Consider the following 18121-nt stretch of genomic DNA (forward strand, 5'->3'; position numbering starts at 1 on the left):
GCAAGCCCACCCTGGCCTGACCTGCCTAGGCACCGGCGAGACCGTCTCTCCCACCCGCACCCTCCTGACCCTGCCCCCACAACCAGAACGGTACCTGATCCGGCTCCTGTGAGAGCAGATGCTTAGTATGGGGTAAGGGGGTATCAGACGGATTCATCCGTACCGAAGATACCTGCGCAGGCAGGTATCTGTGGGGTGAACTGGCAAAGAGTATAGCAGGGAGGGCGAGTAAAAAGCACTGGTTTTGTACTTACCTTAATCGACTTCAATATTGACCTACTAGCTTGTTTTTGTTAATAAGATTGGAGCTGGGTTTGGACCCCAGCTCCTTGGAGAGAATGCGGCTAGCGCCTAGGCGCTCGAGTCTCGGTTTGGACCCGAGACTCACCGCTCCTCATTAATGCCATTAAAGCCCCATAAGAGCAAGTCAGAAAGGGTCCCTTCTGGCCAAGGATGGTGCAATATCTTGCTTAAATATGTTGTTTCTGTTCTTGAGTCTTGCCCTAGCGCTCCGGGGCGAGAACAGAAGGTACAAAAAGAGATCTCTAAGTATTTGAAATATATGAAATAAATAAATTCGTGCTTATGAAGCGCTATTATGATAGAAAAGACGAGTACACGGAGAAAAAGAAATGGCACGTAGTCCATCGTACCCTCAAATTTCACTAGAGAATTGTATCGACCTTGTTCGAAAGGTGTACAAAGGCGCTCATACTGCCAGCGTTGATACGCAGGCGGTCATGAAAGAGATGGGTTATGCTGGGAGATCTGGCAGGTCGCTTGCGGCTATAGGTTCTCTAAAACAGTTCGGCCTACTTGAAGGTCGAGATGATGCAATTCGCGTAACGAAGGCTGCCTTAGCCTTATTGGAGCCGTTGAATGAGGCGGAGTTTTCTGAAGCAGTAAGAGATGCCTCAGTTCGCCCAGATCTATTCGCTGAGCTACATCGAGAATTTGGCGATCAACGACCATCAGAGGGCGTGATTCGTTCGATTGCAATTCGTAAATATGGTTTCACGGACACAGGCTCAGAGCGACTGGCCCGAAGCTACATGGAAACAATGGAGTTTGTGCAGCAGTACAAGAAAGCGCCCGAACCAGTAGATGAGACCCGTAGAAGTTCCGAAACAAAAGTACCAACGGAATCCCAGCCAATCATGAAGGAAGTTTCGCCAGGACTAAGCATATCTGAGCCGGTTACGCTTTCACACGCTAAGCCAACTGGCATGGCGCTAGTTTTTCAGTTGAGCCCAACGTCTTCGGCGCAGGTATATTTCAAGGGCCCAGTTACCCCAGCGGTAATTGAGCGCCTCATTAAACACCTTGAACTTTCGAAAGAGGCTTTTGTCGAGGAAGCTTAAGGATCAGCCGCTGTTCTGCTATCCCCTTGTTTCTTCGCACCTCGCCCCCTTCCAATTCCCCCTAAAATGAGCCATAAGCCGCCCCTTGTGGTGGGATATCGGGTCCTGACCCTGCTGGACGACATCCCGGCCGTGGCCTGAGACCGCAGATACTCACCCAAAAACCCCGCCAATTCAGGCGCTTAGATGAAACCCGCCATCAGGCGATTGCAAGAAAGATATACGATGTCGATTACCGCTGAGAAGAAGCAGGAACTGATCGAAAAATTCGCCACCAAGCCTGGCGACACCGGTTCCCCAGAAGTGCAGGTCGCGATCCTGACCGAACGGATCAACAACCTCACCGACCACTTCAAGACGAACAAGAAAGACAACCACTCCCGCCGGGGCCTGCTGGCCATGGTCGCGACCCGCCGGAAGCTGCTTGACTACACCAAGCGCAAGGATGAGGCGCGTTACAAGACCCTCATCGAAACCCTCGGCATCCGCCGCTAGGTAAAAAATCAAGCCCGCCGGGCATAGGGCCGCGGCGGGCTTTTCGTATGTGAAAAGAAAGACATTTTGATGTTTGACAAGAAAACTGTGTCGCTGGAATGGGCCGGCCGCACGCTGACAATCGAGACGGGCCAGGTGGCACGTCAGGCCGATGGCGCCGTCATGGTGACCTATGGCGATACCAAAGTGCTCGCGACCGCATGTTTTGCGAAAAGCGCGAAGCCGGGTCAGGACTTCTTCCCCCTGACCGTCAACTACATGGAAAAATATTACGCATCAGGCCGGATCCCCGGTGGCTTCTTCAAGCGTGAAGGCCGCCCGACCGAAAAAGAGACGCTGACGTCCCGCCTGATCGACCGCCCGATCCGTCCGCTGTTCGTCAAGGGCTTCAAGAACGAAGTCCAGGTCGTGCTGACCGCGATGTCGTATGACCTCGAAAACGATCCGGACGTGCTCGGCATGATCGGCGCCTCTGCGGCGCTGGTGCTGTCCGGCGCGCCGTTCATGGGCCCGATCGGCGCAGCGCGCGTCGGCTACAAGGATGGTGAGTACATCATCAACCCGACGATCGAAGAGCTGGAAGAGTCCGAACTGGACCTCGTCATGGCCGGCACCGCCGACGCCGTGATGATGGTCGAATCGGAAGCCTATGAGCTGTCCGAAGATGTCATGCTGGGCGCCGTCATGGCGGGCCACGAAGCCATCCAGCCTGTGATCGAAGCGATCATCGAGCTGGCTGAGCAGGCCGCAAAAGAGCCGTTCGACTTCGACGCAGAAGACCATTCGGCCGAGCTGGAGAAAATCCAGAACCTGGTCGGCAAGGATTTGTCGGCTGCCTACTCGATCACCGAGAAGCTGGACCGTCAGGCCGCTGTCGGCGAAGCCCGCGACAAGGCCAAGGCTGCTTTTGTCGGCACCGAGGAAGCGCCGGGCGAAATGTCTGGCGACGTCTTCAAGGCGGCCTTCAAGGAAGCCGAAGCGAGCGTTGTTCGCGGCGACATCCTGAAAACCGGCAAGCGCATTGATGGCCGTTCGCTCGATCAGGTTCGCCCGATCGAGGCGATTGCCAGCTTCCTGCCGCGCACGCATGGTTCTTCCCTGTTCACCCGCGGTGAAACGCAGGCGATCTGTGTGGCCACGCTGGGCACCAGTGATGATGAGCAGTTCATCGACGGCCTTGATGGCACGTCGAAGTCCAAATTCATGCTGCACTACAACTTCCCGCCATACTCTGTGGGCGAGACCGGTCGCATGGGCGGTACCAACCGCCGCGAAACCGGCCACGGCAAGCTCGCCTGGCGCGCACTGCAGGCTGTTCTGCCACCGCATGAAGAGTTTCCGTACACGATCCGCCTTGTCTCCGAGATCACCGAGTCCAATGGCTCGTCCTCGATGGCAACGGTCTGTGGTTGCTCGCTGGCCATGATGGATGCCGGTGTGCCGGTGACCCGTCCGGTGTCCGGCATCGCAATGGGCCTGATCAAGGAAGCTGACGGCGTGGCGGTTCTCTCCGACATCCTCGGCGACGAAGATCACCTCGGCGACATGGACTTCAAAGTGGCCGGTACCGAAAAAGGCCTGACGTCCCTGCAGATGGACATCAAGATCGCCGGTATCACCAAGGAGATCATGCACACGGCTCTGGAGCAGGCCAAGGGTGGGCGCATGCACATCCTCGGCGAGATGGCGAAAGCCCTCGACACGTCCCGCGACAGCCTGTCCGAGAACGCACCGCAGATGGAAATCATCAAGGTGCCAACCGACAAGATCCGTGACGTGATCGGCTCCGGCGGCAAGGTCATCCGCGGCATCGTGGAAGAATCCGGCGCCAAGGTGAACATTGATGATGATGGCACGGTGCAGGTCTCTGCGCTCGACAAGGAATCCATCAACAAGGCGCTGAAGATGATCAAGGAGATCGTCGCAGAGCCGGAAATCGGCGAGATCTACGAAGGCAAAGTTGTAGGCCTGAAAGATTTCGGCATCTTCGTGAACTTCTTCGGTCCGAAGGACGGCCTCGTGCATGTCTCGCAAATGGCGAACGAGCGCGTGAACCATCCGAAAGACCTCGTGAAAGAGGGCGACACCGTCTGGGTCAAGCTGATGGGCTTTGATGATCGCGGCAAGGTGCGCCTGTCCATGAAGGTCGTCGACCAGACCACCGGCAAGGAACTTGCCGGCGGTGAAGGCGGCGAAGAGGAATAGGCTCTTCTCCCTTCCGCAAAATCAAAGGCCGCCCCTCGGGGCGGCCTTTTTCGTCTGGGGACAGCCTAGAGACCCTGCCCACCGGAAACTTCGATCCGCTGGGCGTTGATCCAGCGATTGTCCGGCGACAGAAGCGTCGCAATCATCGGGCCGATATCATCCGGCACACCGACCCGGCCAAGCGCGGTCATGTCCGCGAGCTGCTGGTTGAGGCCGGGCGTGTCGCGCACGGCTCCGCCACCGAAATCGGTCTCGATGGCGCCCGGCGCAACCGTGTTGACCGCAATGCCGCGCGCGCCGAATTCCTTGGCCATGTAGCGCGTGAGCACTTCGACTGCGCCCTTGGCGGCGGCATAGATGCCATAGCCGGGAAACACCATGCGGGTCAGGCCGGACGAGATGTTTACGATCCGCCCGCCATCGGTGATCAGGGGCAGCAGGGCCTGGGTCAGGAAGACCACGCCCTTGAGGTGGACGTTCACCAGAGCGTCGAACTGTTCTTCCGTGAACTCGGCAATCGGGGCATTGGTGCCGTGCCCGGCATTGTTGACGAGATGGTCGAAACTGTCGCGCTGCCAGGTTTCCTGCAGGGCAGATTTCACGCTCTCCGCAAAGGCCGGGAAAGTACCGATCTTGCTGGTGTCGAGCTGGAAGGCGCGGGCCTTGCGGCCCATGCCCTCGATCTCGGCGACAAGGGTTTCGGCTTCATTGGCACGGCTGCGATAGGTGAACAGGACATCGCTGCCGCGACGGGCGATGCTGAGCGCGGTGTTGCGGCCGAGGCCGCGGCTGCCGCCGGTGATGAGGGTGATCTGGGACATGTCAGTCTCCTGCTTGGGTGGGACGGCTTATCTAGGCCTCCCTGGGTCAGGCGCGTTGCCGGAAGCTCGCCATTCCTTGCCTGATCCTCCAAATGAAGGTGTGGAGCCTGAAGAAATGAGATAGGGTGATCCGATGACAGACCCCACACTGACGACCGCCCTTCGCTATGCCGAAACCCATGCAGACCCGGCCGGGATCGCGGAAACGCCCATTCCCGGTTTCGTCATCATAAGGGCGACGCACCCGAGCGAATTGCAGCGCTCCATCCTGCAACCGGTCGTCTGCCTTGTCCTGCAGGGCAGCAAGCGCGTGATGATGGGCACCGATGTCTACGATTTCGCCGCAGGCGATTCCCTGCTGATTACGGCGGACGTGCCGACGATGAGCCAGATCACGCGCGCCAATCCTGCGACGCCCTATGTGTCACTGGCGCTTGATCTGGACCCGGCGCTGATCGCGGATCTTGCCGGGGAAATCAGGCCCATCCCGTCAAATGATGCGGCGCCGGTGCGCGTTGATCCGACGGATAGGGAAGTGGCCGATGCGGCCGCCCGGCTGGTGCGCCTGCTGGACCGCCCGGACTCCCTGCCGGTGCTGCAGGCCCAGCTCGTGCGGGAAATGCATTACTGGCTGATGTCGGGCCGTCATGGCGATGTGATCCGTCGGCTCGGTTGGCCGGACGGACATGTCCAGCGCATCGGACGGGCGGTGGCTGTGCTGCGGCGCGACTATGCGCAGACCATTCCGGTGGCGCAGCTGGCCGAGGCAGCCGGCATGAGCGTATCGGCCTTCCACCAGCATTTCCGCGCTGTGACCTCTCTTTCGCCCCTTCAGTTCCAGAAACAATTGCGCCTGATCGAGGCGCGCCGCCTGATGCGGGCCGAGGGCCGCTCTGCCAGTCATGTTGCCTATGCGGTCGGTTATGAAAGCGTGCCGCAGTTCACGCGGGAATATGGCCGCCTGTTCGGCCTGCCTCCGGTGCAGGACACCAAAGCCGCCCGGGACCGCGCCAGCGCCTAGCCCGCAGAGGCAGCATCACTGCATCTGGCGGGAGCTGGCGGCAATAATCCATTGAAGCGACAAGCTGTTTGCCGGTAGACCCTCCGCATCATGGCGAAAAAGAAACCCTTCCTTGTGGCAATGTCCGGTGGCTCAGGCTCGGGCAAGTCGACGCTGGCCGAGGCCTTGCTGGAGCATCTGCCGGATGGCCAGGCCGTCCTGTTCGGCGAGGACGCCTATTATTATCCGATGAGCCATTATGGCGAACCTGCCAACAAGGAAGAATGGACGGCCCTGGTCGGCGGTATCAATTATGATGCGCCGCGCTCAAAGGAAGCCGACCGGCTGGTCAAGGATCTGCGCGCGCTGAAGGCGGGCGAGACGATCCAGCAGCCGATCTATGATTATGAGCGCCATGACCGCAGCAAAGAGACACGCGAAATCAACTCTGCGCCGATCCTGATCCTGGAAGGCATCCATGCGCTGTCCTTCCCGAAAATCCGCTCGCTGATCGATCTGTCGGTCTATGTTGATACGCCGGACGATCTGCGCCTCGCGCGCCGTATCCGCCGGGATGTGACTGAGCGTGACCGATCGCTGGAAAGCGTGCTGCAGCAATATCTCGGCACGGTGCGCGCGGCGCATTACCAATGGACCTATCCGGCCAAATTCGAGGCCGACCTCGTGATCGCCGATGAGGGCCTGCCGGCCTATGGCAATGTCCGCCCGACCGAAGAAGCCATTGAGCGCATGATCGCGCCGGTGCTGGCCCGCCTGCAGAATTGCGGCGCCATCTGACACGTTCCCGGTTCGGGCCGAGTCTGATAGACCGGCTTCATCTGAACAGGAGACGATCATGACCTACAGGCTTTCACATCTTGCTGTTGCGCTGCTGGCGCCGCTGGCCCTGTCGGCCTGTACCGTCGTGGACCGGGACGCCGAACCTTTGCGCAATGTCACGGTCGAGCGCGAGGGGATCGTCGAAACGGGTACGCCGCAGGATGACCGGCTGAATGCGACGCTCTGGGCGCAGCAGGCGGTGGAGTACAAGGCCACAACAGACGGCATCTATGCGCTGGCCGCGATGCGGCTGGATGAGGCGCTGGCCGATCCGGACTGGACCGCTGCGCCGGACCTGCAGGGGGAGGCCTATCAGGATCTGCCGCCCGCGATCATTCTCGACGCCGATGAGACCGTGCTCGACAATTCGCCCTATGCAGCGGCGGGCATTCTCGCGGGCAAGGATTTTAAGTCCGACAGCTGGAATGCCTGGGCGAGCGCAGGCGTCGCGAAAGCCGTGCCCGGCGCGGTGGAGTTCACGCAGGCCGCGGCGGCCAGGGGTGTGAAAGTGTTCTATGTGACCAATCGCGATGCGGAGGTGGAAGAGGGCACGGCGCGCAACCTCGCGGCGCTCGGCTTCCCGATGGGCGGCAATGTCGACACGCTGCTGACCAAGGGCGAGCAGGCGGACTGGACGTCTGCCAAGTCAACGCGCTGGGCCGTGGTGGCGGCGGATTATCGCATTCTGCTGATGCTGGGCGACAATCTCGGGGATTTCACCGATGCCTACAAAGGCTCCCCGGCGGAGCGGCAGGCCGTCTATGAGGCCAATCAGGACAAATGGGGCCGGGAATGGATCGCGCTGCCCAATCCGGAATATGGCAGCTGGGAAAGCGCCCCGTTCGGGCATGATTACAGCCACACCCCGGATGAACGGCGGGATATGAAGCGCGAGGCGCTGCAGCCCTGGCCGCCAAAGCCGTAACACTTCTGTTCATGTTGGCGCCTGTAGACTGGCCGAGACATGATCCTGCGTGCGTTTTTCATCAGCCTTGTCGCGCTTGCGGCTGGCCTCCCGGCCTTTGCCTGTGACCTTGCCCTTACGGCGCGCGGTACGGCTGTGGCCGATTATGTGGAGCAGGTGCAGCCCTGTTTCGCGGACTTGCCGGATGGCTATGCCTTTGACGCGCATATGGAGCAGGAATTCCTGCGGCTGGTAAATGCGGCCCGGAAAGAGGAAGGGCTGCCGGCGCTGATCTATCGCCCGGCGCTGCGCAATACGGCGCGATTCCACAGTCTCGACATGGCCTATAATGATTTCTTCGGTCATGTCGGCCCGGACGGGCGCGAACCGCAGGACCGCGTCTCGGCCTTCGACCGGCGGGCGATCATCCAGTATTCCGCCGAGAATGTCGCCATGGTGGAAGTCGTGCGCGGCCGGTGGAATCTGAAGCGCGAGGCTGTGCGGCGCCTGCACAAGAATCTCATGGAGAGCCCCGGCCATTACGCAAACATCATGAGCGAAGAGGCGACCCATGTGGCGATGGGCGTCGTGCGCACCAAGACCGGGGTCTGGGTAACGCAGAGCTTCCTGAACCTGTCGGGCAGCCTTGCGCGGGATGTGCCGGTGCGGATGCATGCCGGGGACAGGGTGGCGCAGATGCCGGTGCTGAATGGCTGGCGATTCCGGCAGTTCGCCGCCGAATTGCCGAGCGGGGACGTGCTGCCAATGGGGCAGGGCATTCCGGACGGTGTCAGCGGTGACATCCACATTGCCGCCGAGGGCCGAAAGCCCGGCGAGAAACCGCGCAGTTTCTACACCATCCGCCTGCCCGGCCCCTCTGTGACCGTGGGCGGCTAGAGCACCTTCATGATCTGATCGAGCGGCTTTTTGACGAGCGCGTGCTTTGGCACCTTGGCGCCGTCTGCCGGGTGACCTGCGACGAGGATCAGGAAGGGTTTTTCCGTGTCCGGACGGTCGCAGAGGCGGTTCAGGAATTTCATCGGATTGGGCGTGTGCACCAGCGTGGCGACACCTGCCTGGTGACAGGCCGCCATCAGCAGGCCGGTCGCGATGCCGACGCTTTCATGGATGTAGTAATTCTTGCGGGTCTCGCCTTCATGCGCGCCGCCGCGGCGCTGGGCGAAGATGCAGATCAGCCAGGGCGCGGTCTCCATATAGGGCTTGTCGGCATCGGTGCCGATCGGGGCGAGGGCGTCGAGCCAGTCCTCGCCGGCGCGCCCTGAATAGAATTCGCGCTCCTCGGCTTCGGCAGCTTCGCGGATCTCGCGCTTTTTCTCGGCGCTGTTCACACAGGCAAAGAACCAGGGCTGGTGATTGGCGCCGGACGGGGCAGAGCCGGCGGTCGCGACACAGGCTTCGATGATTTCGCGGGGGATCGGCTGGTCAGAGAAGGCGCGCACCGAGCGGCGCGTCGCCATGCTGTCATGAAAAGCGCGGGCTCGGGCCTGCATCCCGGCCTCCGGATAATGCGGAAAGCCGGTGAGCGCGACGTGGGTGTCTTCGGTGGTCTTCATGATGCCCCTCCTTGATCGAAGAGGCATCATTGCGTGTCATCTGCGGTGTGTCAGCCCCGTTTGAAGCGGGCGACTGCATCGGAGACGGGTGTGTCGCCATTGGTCAGTTCGATGATCTCATTGGTGATCTCCGGCACTCCGATCAGTTCGGCGAGCGTGGCGGCGACATTGCCCCGGGCGACATCACCATAGGTGATCGCGCGGCCAGCCATCACTTTGCCATCGCCATCATCATCCTTCAGCGTGCCGGGACGGAGGATGACATAGTCGATTCCGCTGGTGGCGAGGGCCGCATCGGCGCGGCGTTTCATGGCCATGTAGTGTTCGAAGTCTTCCGTCGTGTCGCGGGCGCGACCGGCATCCATGATGACCGAGACGAGATAGATGCGCTTCACGTCTGTGGCGCGCGCCGCCTCGATCAGTTTCTCCGGGCCTTCGCCATCGATGGCCGTGGTCTTGTCGCGGCCACTGCCGGCGGCGCCTGCGGAGAAGACGGCGACGTCGCAGCCGGTCATGGCGCTGGCGAGATCGTCCGCGCTCATGTCGATGATGTTGCCGAAGACGGGCTCGACGCCCTGGTCGCGGAGGTCTCCTGCCTGTTCCGGCTTGCGGTGCAGGCCTTTGACCGTGTGGCCGGCGTCTACGAGTTTCGGGCCAAGGCGGCTGCCAACGCCGCCGGTGGCGCCGATGAGAAAGATGTTGGACATGGGGGAACTCCCGCGGGTGTGTGGATCTGTTCCATCAACAGACCAGCTCAGCGGGAGTTCCGGTTTGGTGGCATCCGTCAGCGATTGTCCATTTCAGGACGCACGAGCTGTAGGCCTCGGCGCGTGATGCGGTAAGGTGATCCGCCGCGTGAGGCGATGGCCCGTTTGCGTTTCAGCTTTCGGAACAATAACGGGTCCATTCCGGCATAGCGCCAGCCATCCCGTGTGAAGCAATTTATTTCCGAAGGCTTGCGCTGTTCGTCGCGAATGATTTCGATATGCCCGCCTTGGGCGAGCAGGTGAAGGATGCGCTGTTCGGCGCGTGAGATGTCCATGTGTAAAGGTCCGAAATTAGGGCGCGGCATGACGGGCATGCAGCGCGCAAAAACGTTTCCGGCACGGATGGCGTGCCAGGCGTCGTTCTTGCCGGCCTGCCTTGCGCTGGAAATCAGCGCCGAAACGGCAGGCCCCTTACCGGGACTCGGATATGGAATGGATCATCAAAACTCCGTTGAGACGGCAAGATGGTCTTGCGGTCTCAACGGGTCAAGATCGGAGTGAAGAAATCAGTCTTCCGGCAAATCCGGGACGCCGACGACGTGGAAGCCGGCATCGACATGGTGGACTTCACCGGCGACGGAGTGGCCGAGGTCTGACAGCAGGTATAGCGCCGCGCCGGCGACGCCTTCCATGCGCGTGTCTTCCTTGAGCAACGACCAGTCGCGGCCGGTCCCCATCAGGCTCTTGCCGCCGCGAATGCCTGCGAGGGAGAGCGTGCGCATCGCGCCGGCGGAGATCGCGTTGACGCGGATGCCCTGGGGCCCGAGGTCGCGCGCCGCATAGCGGGTCGCGGCTTCGAGGGCGGCCTTGGCAACGCCCATGACATTGTAGGAGGGCACGGTGCGCTCGGCGCCGAGATAGGTCATGCAGATCATCGCGCCCCCATCCGGCATGATCTCGCTGGCGCGGCGGGCGCAGTCGATGAAGCTGTAGACGGAAATGTCCATCGCGCGGCGGAAGCCCTCGCGGGTCGTGTTGGCGACCATCGATCCCTGCAGCTCGTCCTTGCCGGCAAAGGCAATGGAGTGGACGAGGAAATCAATCTTGCCCCATTTGTCCTTGATGGCGTCGAACGCGGCATCCATCGACGCATCATCGGTGACGTCGGCCGGGATCATCGTGTCCATGCCGATGGATTCGACCAGCGGGCGCACGCGGCGCTCCAAACTGTCGCCCTGATAGGTGAACGCAATCTCGGCGCCCTGGGCGGCCAGCTGGCGGGCAATGCCCCAGGCGATCGAGTTCTGGTTGGCGACGCCCATCACGATGCCGCGCTTGCCTTTCATCAGGTCGCCTGCCGGCGGGGTCCAGTCATCAGCCATGTGGGGAAGCCTCTCTTCGTGAATATCTGTTTGGTGAACCGCTAGGCATCGCCAGTCCTTCCGTCAAGATTCAGACCGTCTTTTCACCTTCCGCGACGGAATCCCCGCAGCGGCACGTTCAACCTTTCTGGGACGCATTTTGGAGGACGAACAATGAGACATGCAGGATTGGCGATGGCCGCCGCGATGATGGTGATTGCGGCATGTGCGAGCACGGAGCCGACTGCCCCGGCCGCGGCCGGATTGACCGAGCATCAGATGCTGAGCCGCGGGGCAGAGCGGTCTTACCTGACTTATACGCCGCGCAGCCTGAAAGGGCCGGCGCCTCTCGTCCTCATGCTGCATGGCGGCGGCGGCAATTCCGAGAATGGCATGACCATGTCAGGCTTCAATACGCTGGCGGAGCGGGAGGGCTTTGTTGCGGTTTACCCGGAAGGGTCAGGCAAGCGGCGCTTCAAGACCTGGAATGCGGGCCATTGCTGCGCCTATGCTCTGGAAGAGCGCGTGGATGATGTCGGCTTCATCTCAGACCTGATCGACCGGCTGGTTGCGGACGGCGTCGCGGACCCGTCACGGGTCTATGTGACCGGCATGTCGAACGGCGCAATGATGACGTATCGGATCGGGCGCGAGCTGCCGCACAAGGTCGCCGCGATTGCGCCGGTGGTTGGCGCGATGTTTGGCGATGAGGTGAAGGCGGGGTCGCCGGTTTCGGCGCTGATCATCACCGGGGAACAGGATGCGCGCGTGCCGGCGGCAGGCGGGAACGGGTCCGGGCGCGGGCTGAGGTCTGCGCCGAATGACCGGCCCTATGCGCCAGCAGACTATGCCTTGTCCTATTGGCTGAAATCAAATGCGTGCAGCGGTCAGGCGCAGGCGGTTTCGACGCCGGCCTATACGCTGCGCCAGGGTACGGGCTGCGAGGCGCCGACGCTCTGGTACAGCCTGCCCGAGGGCGGACATGCCTGGCCCGGCGGAGGCCGGGGCACACGGCGCGGCGACGTACCCGTCGAGAATTTCGACGCCAGCACACTCATCTGGGAATTCTTCAGCGCGCAGGAACTCCAGCGCTAGAGGACGTTCTTCAGGCCGACTTTCATGTCGAAGGCGGTGTAGACATGCTCATCGTCGACATAGACGCGGCCATCGGCGATGCCGAGATTGAGCTTGCCGCGGCGCACGCGCTTGATGTCGATGACATAGCGGACGAGCTTCTTGTCGGGCGTGATCTCGCCGGTGAATTTCACTTCGCCAACGCCGAGCGCGCGGCCCTTGCCGGGGCTGCCGGACCAGCCGAGCCAGTAGCCGACGGCCTGCCACATGGCGTCGAGGCCAAGGCAGCCGGGCATGACCGGGTCACCGGGGAAGTGGCATTCGAAGAACCAGAGGTCCGGGGTGATGTCGAGTTCGCCGATCACGCTGCCCTTGCCGAATTCGCCGCCATCCATGGTGATCTCGGTGATCCGGTCCATCATCAGCATCGGCGGGATCGGCAATTGCGCATTGCCCGGGCCAAAATAGCCGCCTGCACCTGACTTCAGCAGGTCTTCCTTGGAGTAGGAGCTTTGGGGCGTGTGGTAATCGTGCGGTCCGGACATGGCGGTTCCCTTGTTCAATCAGCGCAAGAGGCTTTACGAGCCTGTGCCGCGCGGCTTGTCAACAGGAAGGGGATGTCGGGCTAACCTGGATTACAGGGCAGCTTCGCTGGTCGTGACACCCCAGAGGGCTGTCACAGGGACGAAGCCCTTGTAATGGCCCGCCTCGATGCGGCACCAATTGTTCGCGCACTTGCCTAGTTCCACCAGGACCGTGGCCTCGATGCGGGCGATCTCTTCGCTGTCGGCGTCGGGCGCGTGATGCATAACCGTGTCCGTCTGGACCATCGCCTTGGTGTCCGGCTCCAGCATCCGGGCATGCACCCAGACTTCTGCGCCGGACGGGTCGCGCACGCGGCGCCAGGTCTGGCTTTCCTTGATGACCAGAAGTGGCAGCCCCTTGCGTTCATAGCGCCAGAGGATCGGATGGTCGCGGCTGGGCCCGGCCCGGCCATTGACGGCATTGTATTTCAGCGTCTCGAAACGCGGCACTTCCTTGCCGGAAAATTTGCTCACGCGGACAGGGGTAACGCTCTGCGCGAACGCCGAGGCGACGGCGAACAGAAGGCCTGACAAAATAATGGCTGCCCACTTCATGTGCAGTCTTTTCCCATGTCTGCGAAGGGCTAGAATTCCACGACCGAATGAATCTTGTGTAAAATATGAAGCGTTGGCGTGCTGTAATCCCTCTGCTAAGGCCCGAATGAGAATATTTGCAAAAAGAGTCCCTATGTCCGCGAAGAAACTGAAAGTCGTCGTCACCCGCAAACTCCCGGCGCCTGTCGAATTGCGCCTCAAGGAATTGTTCGATGCGCGGCTGAATGATGACGATCATCCCTTCACCCAGGATGAACTGGCCGAGGCGATGCAGACCGCCGATGTGCTGGTGCCGACGGTGACGGACAAGCTGGATGGACGGATCATGGCGCGCGCCGGCGAGCAATTGCGCCTGATCGCCCAGTTTGGCGCGGGCGTCGACAATATCGACGTGCAGAGCGCCGTGCAGCGCGGCATCACGGTGACCAACACGCCGGGCGTTCTGACCGATGATACGGCCGATGTCGCGATGGCGCTGATCCTGTCAGTCCCGCGCCGCCTGTTCGAGGGCGCGCAGATCATGAACACGGGCGGCTTTGATGGCTGGACGCCGACCTGGATGATGGGGCGTCGCCTCGCAGGCAAGCGGCTGGGCATCATCGGCATGGGCCGTATCGGCCAGGCGGTCGCGCGCCGCGCCAAGGCGTTCGGCCTGCAGATTCATTATCACAACCGCAAGCCGGTCAGCCCGCGCATCGAGGAGCTGCTGGAGGCAACCTATTGGGACAGTCTCGACCAGATGCTGTCACGCATGGACATCGTTTCGGTGAACTGCCCGCACACGCCGGCAACCTTCCATCTGATGAATGCGCGCCGGCTCGAGCTGATGAAGCCGGAATCCTATATCGTGAATACCGCTCGCGGTGAGGTGATCGACGAAGCTGCGCTGGCTCGCGCCCTGAAGGCCGGCAAGATTGCCGGGGCCGGGCTCGACGTGTTCGAGCGCGAGCCGACGGTCAACGAGGAATTGTTCGGCCTGCCGAATGTCGTGCTGCTGCCGCATATGGGCTCGGCCACGATCGAGGGCCGCACCGAAATGGGCGAAAAGGTCATCATCAACATCAAGACCTTCGCCGACGGCCACCGCCCGCCGGACCGGGTTATTCCCGCGATTCTCTGAGCTATCAGTCCAGCGCGCCAATATAGGGCAGGCCGCGATACTTGCCGGCATCGTCCATGCCGTAGCCGACGAGGTAGCGGCCCGGTGCGTCGATGGCGCAATAGTCGACGCCCTCGGCGCCGCGCGGGGCCCAGGGTTTCTGTGTCAGCGCGCAGGTGATGACTTCGCGGGCACCCTTGGCCTGCAAATGCGTCTTGGCGAAGGCCAGCGTCCGACCCGTATCGAACACATCATCCAGAATGATGACGCCCTTGTCCTTCACCGAGCGGGCAAGGTCGGCGCGCACAACCACGCGGCCGGAACTCTCGCGGGCATCGCGATAGGATTCCAGCCAGATCACGTCGAGCGTCGGATGGATATCGCGCCGGGCGAGGGCCTTCATCAGATCCGCCGTGAAGGGCGTGGCGCCGATCAGGATCGAGACAATGGTCCACTCCCCCGTCAGGCGCGGGGCCAGCGTCTCGGCCAGCTTGTCGATCTGGGCCAGCAGTTCGTCTTCCGGGACAATTACTTCGATCTTGGGCAGGTCGGTCATTCGGCAGGGGTTTCCGTTTCAGGGGCCATCAGGTCTTCGGCTGTGGGTGTTGCCGCTTCATCGCGGGGCGGCATGTCGGCGAGGTCAACGAATTTGAGTTCGATCTCGAAGCTTTCCATCGGCGCCTGTTCGACCACGACCTGGAATGACCCGGCGTCTCCGGCGGCCAGCCGGTCGGGCCGGATGCGGCCATAGGTGGTGGCGACAATGATGCCGCGCTCATCCTTCAGGTCCACGCGCACAGCAGGCGTGTCGACCGTGGAGCGGGAAATGTTGAGCGCCTTGCCGGCCACCGTGACAACGGGAACCGTGTCATTGAAGGTGCGGCTGCGCTGGATGTCTTCGAAGTCGAGCCCGAACCGGTTCACATTGAAGCCGATCTGCTTGTAGATGCTGCCGGCCTCGGGCCAGAGCTTCACCACTTCATTGCGGTACATGATGGCGGCGACGCCGAGCGCAAAGAAGACACCTGCGGTAACCAGCCAGGAGACTAGGGCGGCTGTGCGGCTCTTGCGGCGGCGCTGTTCGCGGACTTTCTCGCGATAGATTTCATGCGCGGCAGCCGGGGTACGCCGGACCGTCTCGTCCAGATGTTTCGGCTCAACGAACCAAGATCCGCCACAGGCCGCGCACTTCACAGTGCGTCCGCTTTCACCGATTGTTGAGTCATCGGCGAAATACTGGGTTTCACAATTGGGGCAGGTGAGGATCATGTCTTGGTGTTTCCCGCAATTCGCCCCAATAATCCATTCGCCCGCGCACAGGACAGGAGCCCATGACTCTTTCCCGCCACGACCTGTTTGACGATGTTGCCGTGCGCCTCGATGGTGTGTCGCTGCGCTATGACACGTCAGAGGATATCCTTAGCGGGATTGATCTGGTCCTGAAACCCGGATCATTCAGCTTTCTGACCGGCGCCTCTGGCGCAGGCAAGACCAGCCTGCTGAAGCTACTTTACCTAGCGCTGAAGCCCTCGCAGGGAGAAGTCTCCCTGTTCGGACGCCCGACCAGCCGCCTGACGCGCGACCAGCTGTCGGCGCTGCGCCGCCGGGTGGGCGTCGTATTCCAGGAATTCCGCCTGCTGGACCATCTCACAGCGTATGAGAATGTCGCCCTGCCGCTGCGCGTGCTGGGCCGGAAAGAGTCCACGTATCGCAGCGATGTCGAGGAATTGCTGGCCTGGGTGGGCCTGGGCGAGCGGATGCATGCGCGCCCGCCGACCCTGTCGGGCGGGGAGCAGCAGCGCGTGGCGATTGCCCGCGCCGTGGTGACCCAGCCCGATATCCTGATTGCCGACGAGCCGACCGGTAACGTCGATCCGGAAATGGGTTCGCGCCTGATGCGGCTGTTCCTTGAGCTGAACAAGCGCCGCGCGACCACCGTCATCATCGCCACACATGACCTGGGCCTTGTGCGCCAGGTCGAGGCACCGGTCTTCCGCCTGCAGCACGGCCTGTTGGTGCAGGATGTGGAATATGGCCCGGCGGCACGTCGCCGGACGGATATTGCGAAGGCGGCGGAATAGGCATGGCCAAGGAAACCCCGCTCCTGCCTGTTGAGGATGCGCGCGAAATGGCGCTGTTCTTTGTCGTGGGCGCCCTCTGCTTCCTGGCGGCGCTGGCAACCCTGTCGGCAAAATCCACCTATGGCGCGGCGCGCAGCTGGACGGCTGAGGTGGAGGGCGAGCTGACCGTGTCGCTGCCGGATGCGGACCGACGCGGCGCGGAATCGGCGCGCAAGCTGATCGAGAGTGCCGAGGGCGTGAAAGAGGCGCGCCTGTTGTCCAAGGCGGAGATCGACGCCCTGCTGGAGCCGAATTTCGGCAGCCGGGGCCTGCCGGAAAGCCTGCCCCTGCCGCAGTTGATCGCGGTGACCGCTGAGCCGGACGCGCAGTTCGTGGGGCCGACGCTGGAGCGGCGGCTCACAGAGGCCGGATTTGCGAATGCCGTGGACGAACATGCTGACTGGGCGGGCGATGTGCGCCGGATGCTGGCGATTGCGCGGCTGGTCGCGCTGACGGCAGTGGCCCTGCTGGCTTCAACGGCTATCGCCGTGATTGCGTTCGCGACACATGCAGCGCTTTTGGCGCGGCGAGACATTGTCGATGTGCTGCATCTGGCCGGCGCGCGGGACCGCTATATTGCCGGCCTGTTCGAGCGGCGCTTCTGGCTGCTCGGGCTGAGAGCCGGGGCCGTCGGGGCCCTGCTTGCACTCGGCGCCGCGGCCGCGATGATCTTTGCCGTACATTCCAGCGGTGCCCGGACCGGCCTGCTGCCCGAACTCAGCCTCGATTTCCAGGATTTGCTGATCCTCGTCCTGACCCCGGTGATCGCCGGGCTGGCGGCGCGGATTGCGGCGCGTATGACCGTCATCCGTTCCCTGAAGAGTGTCATGTGAGCGGTGAAAGACGGTTACGGAAGCGACGTTTCGGTGTGGTACCGGCGATCGTATTGGCCGCGCTGCTTCTGGCGGCGGTGGATTTTGTCCTGTTCGCCAATCGCGCAGCCGGGGCAGATCATTCGCCTGACGTAAATGCCGATGCCATTGTCGCGCTGACCGGCGGGTCGGGTCTGCGTATTGCGGCGGGCGTGGAACTGGTGACAGAAGGACGGGGCCAGCGTTTGCTGATCTCGGGCGTCAATCCGGATGTGCCTGTGGAAGACCTGATCGCGCTGGCGGGCGGCTCGGAAGAGGTCTGGGTCTGCTGCGTCGATATCGGCTATGTCGCTGAGTCGACACGGGGCAATGCAGACGAAACAGCGGCGTGGGCGTATGAGCAGGGCTACAAGAGCCTGATTATCGTCACGTCGGACTATCACATGGCGCGCAGCCTGATCGTGCTGGAGACGGCGATGCCGGATATCGAGCTGATTGCCTGGCCTGTGCGCACGGTGAACGACCCCGCCTCGATCTGGACCGATCCGGATTCCTTCCGGGGTGTTGTCCTCGAATGGGCGAAGTGGCGGGTGACGACCTTCGAATGAT

Annotated in this window: 21 protein-coding genes; 12 read left to right on the top strand and 9 right to left on the bottom strand. The window is 62.0% G+C overall.

Translation table 11 applies throughout. The features are described 5' to 3' along the window. Positions 1 to 632: 632 nt before the first annotated feature. The 3 genes from V7660_RS00465 to pnp all read left to right on the top strand — a co-directional run bounded on the left by V7660_RS00465 (position 633) and on the right by pnp (position 4061). Positions 633 to 1361 (top strand): hypothetical protein, encoded by a 729-nt coding sequence (locus V7660_RS00465; protein ID WP_335601147.1) that lies wholly within the window; start codon positions 633 to 635, stop codon positions 1359 to 1361. A gap of 225 nt (positions 1362 to 1586) precedes the next feature. Then, entirely contained in the window at positions 1587 to 1856 is a 270-nt protein-coding gene (rpsO, locus tag V7660_RS00470) for a 30S ribosomal protein S15 (protein WP_335601148.1), read from the top strand. A 69-nt stretch (positions 1857 to 1925) separates the two neighbouring features. Beyond that, entirely contained in the window at positions 1926 to 4061 is a 2136-nt protein-coding gene (pnp, locus tag V7660_RS00475) for a polyribonucleotide nucleotidyltransferase (protein ID WP_335601149.1), read from the top strand. A gap of 65 nt (positions 4062 to 4126) precedes the next feature. Here the strand turns inward: pnp and V7660_RS00480 are convergent, their stop codons facing one another. Next, a complete protein-coding gene (locus V7660_RS00480) occupies positions 4127 to 4882 on the bottom strand; it encodes an SDR family NAD(P)-dependent oxidoreductase (RefSeq protein WP_335601150.1) in 756 nt (251 codons plus the stop codon). 133 nt (positions 4883 to 5015) lie between these two features. Here V7660_RS00480 and V7660_RS00485 point away from each other — a divergent pair, with 133 nt between their 5' ends. The 4 genes from V7660_RS00485 (at position 5016) to V7660_RS00500 (ending at position 8523) form a co-directional block, all read left to right on the top strand. Continuing rightward, positions 5016 to 5903, top strand: coding sequence for an AraC family transcriptional regulator (locus V7660_RS00485; protein ID WP_335601151.1), 888 nt, complete (start codon positions 5016 to 5018; stop codon positions 5901 to 5903). Positions 5904 to 5993: 90 nt separating this feature from the next. Further along, a complete protein-coding gene (udk, locus tag V7660_RS00490; RefSeq protein ID WP_335601152.1) occupies positions 5994 to 6680 on the top strand; it encodes a uridine kinase in 687 nt (228 codons plus the stop codon). 58 nt (positions 6681 to 6738) lie between these two features. Next, the gene (locus V7660_RS00495; protein WP_335601153.1) at positions 6739 to 7647 is read left to right on the top strand and encodes a 5'-nucleotidase, lipoprotein e(P4) family; all 909 of its coding nucleotides are present in this window, start codon (positions 6739 to 6741) and stop codon (positions 7645 to 7647) included. 39 nt (positions 7648 to 7686) lie between these two features. Then, entirely contained in the window at positions 7687 to 8523 is an 837-nt protein-coding gene (locus tag V7660_RS00500; RefSeq protein WP_335601154.1) for a CAP domain-containing protein, read from the top strand. Here the strand turns inward: V7660_RS00500 and V7660_RS00505 are convergent. The 4 genes from V7660_RS00505 to V7660_RS00520 all read right to left on the bottom strand — a co-directional run bounded on the left by V7660_RS00505 (position 8520) and on the right by V7660_RS00520 (position 11289). Continuing rightward, positions 8520 to 9200: a nitroreductase family protein gene (locus V7660_RS00505; protein WP_335601155.1), complete on the bottom strand. Its 681-nt coding sequence runs from the start codon at positions 9198 to 9200 to the stop codon at positions 8520 to 8522. The two genes, V7660_RS00500 and V7660_RS00505, sit on opposite strands and share 4 nt — an antisense overlap. 50 nt (positions 9201 to 9250) lie before the next feature. Then, entirely contained in the window at positions 9251 to 9907 is a 657-nt protein-coding gene (locus V7660_RS00510) for an SDR family oxidoreductase (protein WP_335601156.1), read from the bottom strand. A 77-nt stretch (positions 9908 to 9984) separates the two neighbouring features. After that, positions 9985 to 10242: a YjhX family toxin gene (locus tag V7660_RS00515; protein WP_335601157.1), complete on the bottom strand. Its 258-nt coding sequence runs from the start codon at positions 10240 to 10242 to the stop codon at positions 9985 to 9987. A gap of 231 nt (positions 10243 to 10473) precedes the next feature. Continuing rightward, entirely contained in the window at positions 10474 to 11289 is an 816-nt protein-coding gene (locus V7660_RS00520; RefSeq protein WP_335601158.1) for an enoyl-ACP reductase FabI, read from the bottom strand. A 153-nt stretch (positions 11290 to 11442) separates the two neighbouring features. Here V7660_RS00520 and V7660_RS00525 point away from each other — a divergent pair, with 153 nt between their 5' ends. Then, entirely contained in the window at positions 11443 to 12363 is a 921-nt protein-coding gene (locus tag V7660_RS00525; protein WP_335601159.1) for an extracellular catalytic domain type 1 short-chain-length polyhydroxyalkanoate depolymerase, read from the top strand. Here V7660_RS00525 and fabA read toward each other — a convergent pair. Both fabA and V7660_RS00535 read right to left on the bottom strand, forming a co-directional pair. After that, positions 12360 to 12887 (bottom strand): bifunctional 3-hydroxydecanoyl-ACP dehydratase/trans-2-decenoyl-ACP isomerase, encoded by a 528-nt coding sequence (gene fabA, locus V7660_RS00530; RefSeq protein WP_335601160.1) that lies wholly within the window; start codon positions 12885 to 12887, stop codon positions 12360 to 12362. The genes V7660_RS00525 and fabA overlap by 4 nt on opposite strands. Before the next feature lie 90 nt (positions 12888 to 12977). Further along, positions 12978 to 13481, bottom strand: coding sequence for an SH3 domain-containing protein (locus tag V7660_RS00535; protein ID WP_335601161.1), 504 nt, complete (start codon positions 13479 to 13481; stop codon positions 12978 to 12980). 133 nt (positions 13482 to 13614) lie between these two features. On the opposite strand from V7660_RS00535, the gene V7660_RS00540 reads away from it, so the two are divergent. Then, positions 13615 to 14601: a 2-hydroxyacid dehydrogenase gene (locus V7660_RS00540; protein WP_335601162.1), complete on the top strand. Its 987-nt coding sequence runs from the start codon at positions 13615 to 13617 to the stop codon at positions 14599 to 14601. A 4-nt stretch (positions 14602 to 14605) separates the two neighbouring features. On the opposite strand, the gene V7660_RS00545 is transcribed toward V7660_RS00540, so the two are convergent. Both V7660_RS00545 and V7660_RS00550 read right to left on the bottom strand, forming a co-directional pair. After that, complete coding sequence (locus V7660_RS00545; RefSeq protein WP_335601163.1) at positions 14606 to 15136, bottom strand: phosphoribosyltransferase; 531 nt, start codon at positions 15134 to 15136, stop codon at positions 14606 to 14608. Further along, on the bottom strand, positions 15133 to 15849 hold the full coding sequence (locus V7660_RS00550) for an MJ0042-type zinc finger domain-containing protein (protein ID WP_335601164.1): 717 nt from the start codon (positions 15847 to 15849) through the stop codon (positions 15133 to 15135). Before V7660_RS00550 ends, V7660_RS00545 begins: the two co-directional genes overlap by 4 nt. Before the next feature lie 62 nt (positions 15850 to 15911). Between V7660_RS00550 and ftsE the strand changes: the two genes are divergently transcribed. The 3 genes from ftsE to V7660_RS00565 are packed head-to-tail and all read left to right on the top strand — an operon-like array spanning position 15912 to position 18120. Beyond that, a complete protein-coding gene (gene ftsE, locus V7660_RS00555; protein ID WP_335601165.1) occupies positions 15912 to 16661 on the top strand; it encodes a cell division ATP-binding protein FtsE in 750 nt (249 codons plus the stop codon). A gap of 2 nt (positions 16662 to 16663) precedes the next feature. Continuing rightward, the gene (locus tag V7660_RS00560) at positions 16664 to 17533 is read left to right on the top strand and encodes a cell division protein FtsX (protein ID WP_335601166.1); all 870 of its coding nucleotides are present in this window, start codon (positions 16664 to 16666) and stop codon (positions 17531 to 17533) included. Next, positions 17530 to 18120, top strand: coding sequence for a YdcF family protein (locus V7660_RS00565; protein WP_335601167.1), 591 nt, complete (start codon positions 17530 to 17532; stop codon positions 18118 to 18120). The genes V7660_RS00560 and V7660_RS00565 overlap by 4 nt, the downstream gene beginning before the upstream one ends. Position 18121 lies beyond the last annotated feature (1 nt).

This window comes from Hyphomonas sp., assembly GCF_036964145.1.
GTDB lineage: Bacteria > Pseudomonadota > Alphaproteobacteria > Caulobacterales > Hyphomonadaceae > Hyphomonas.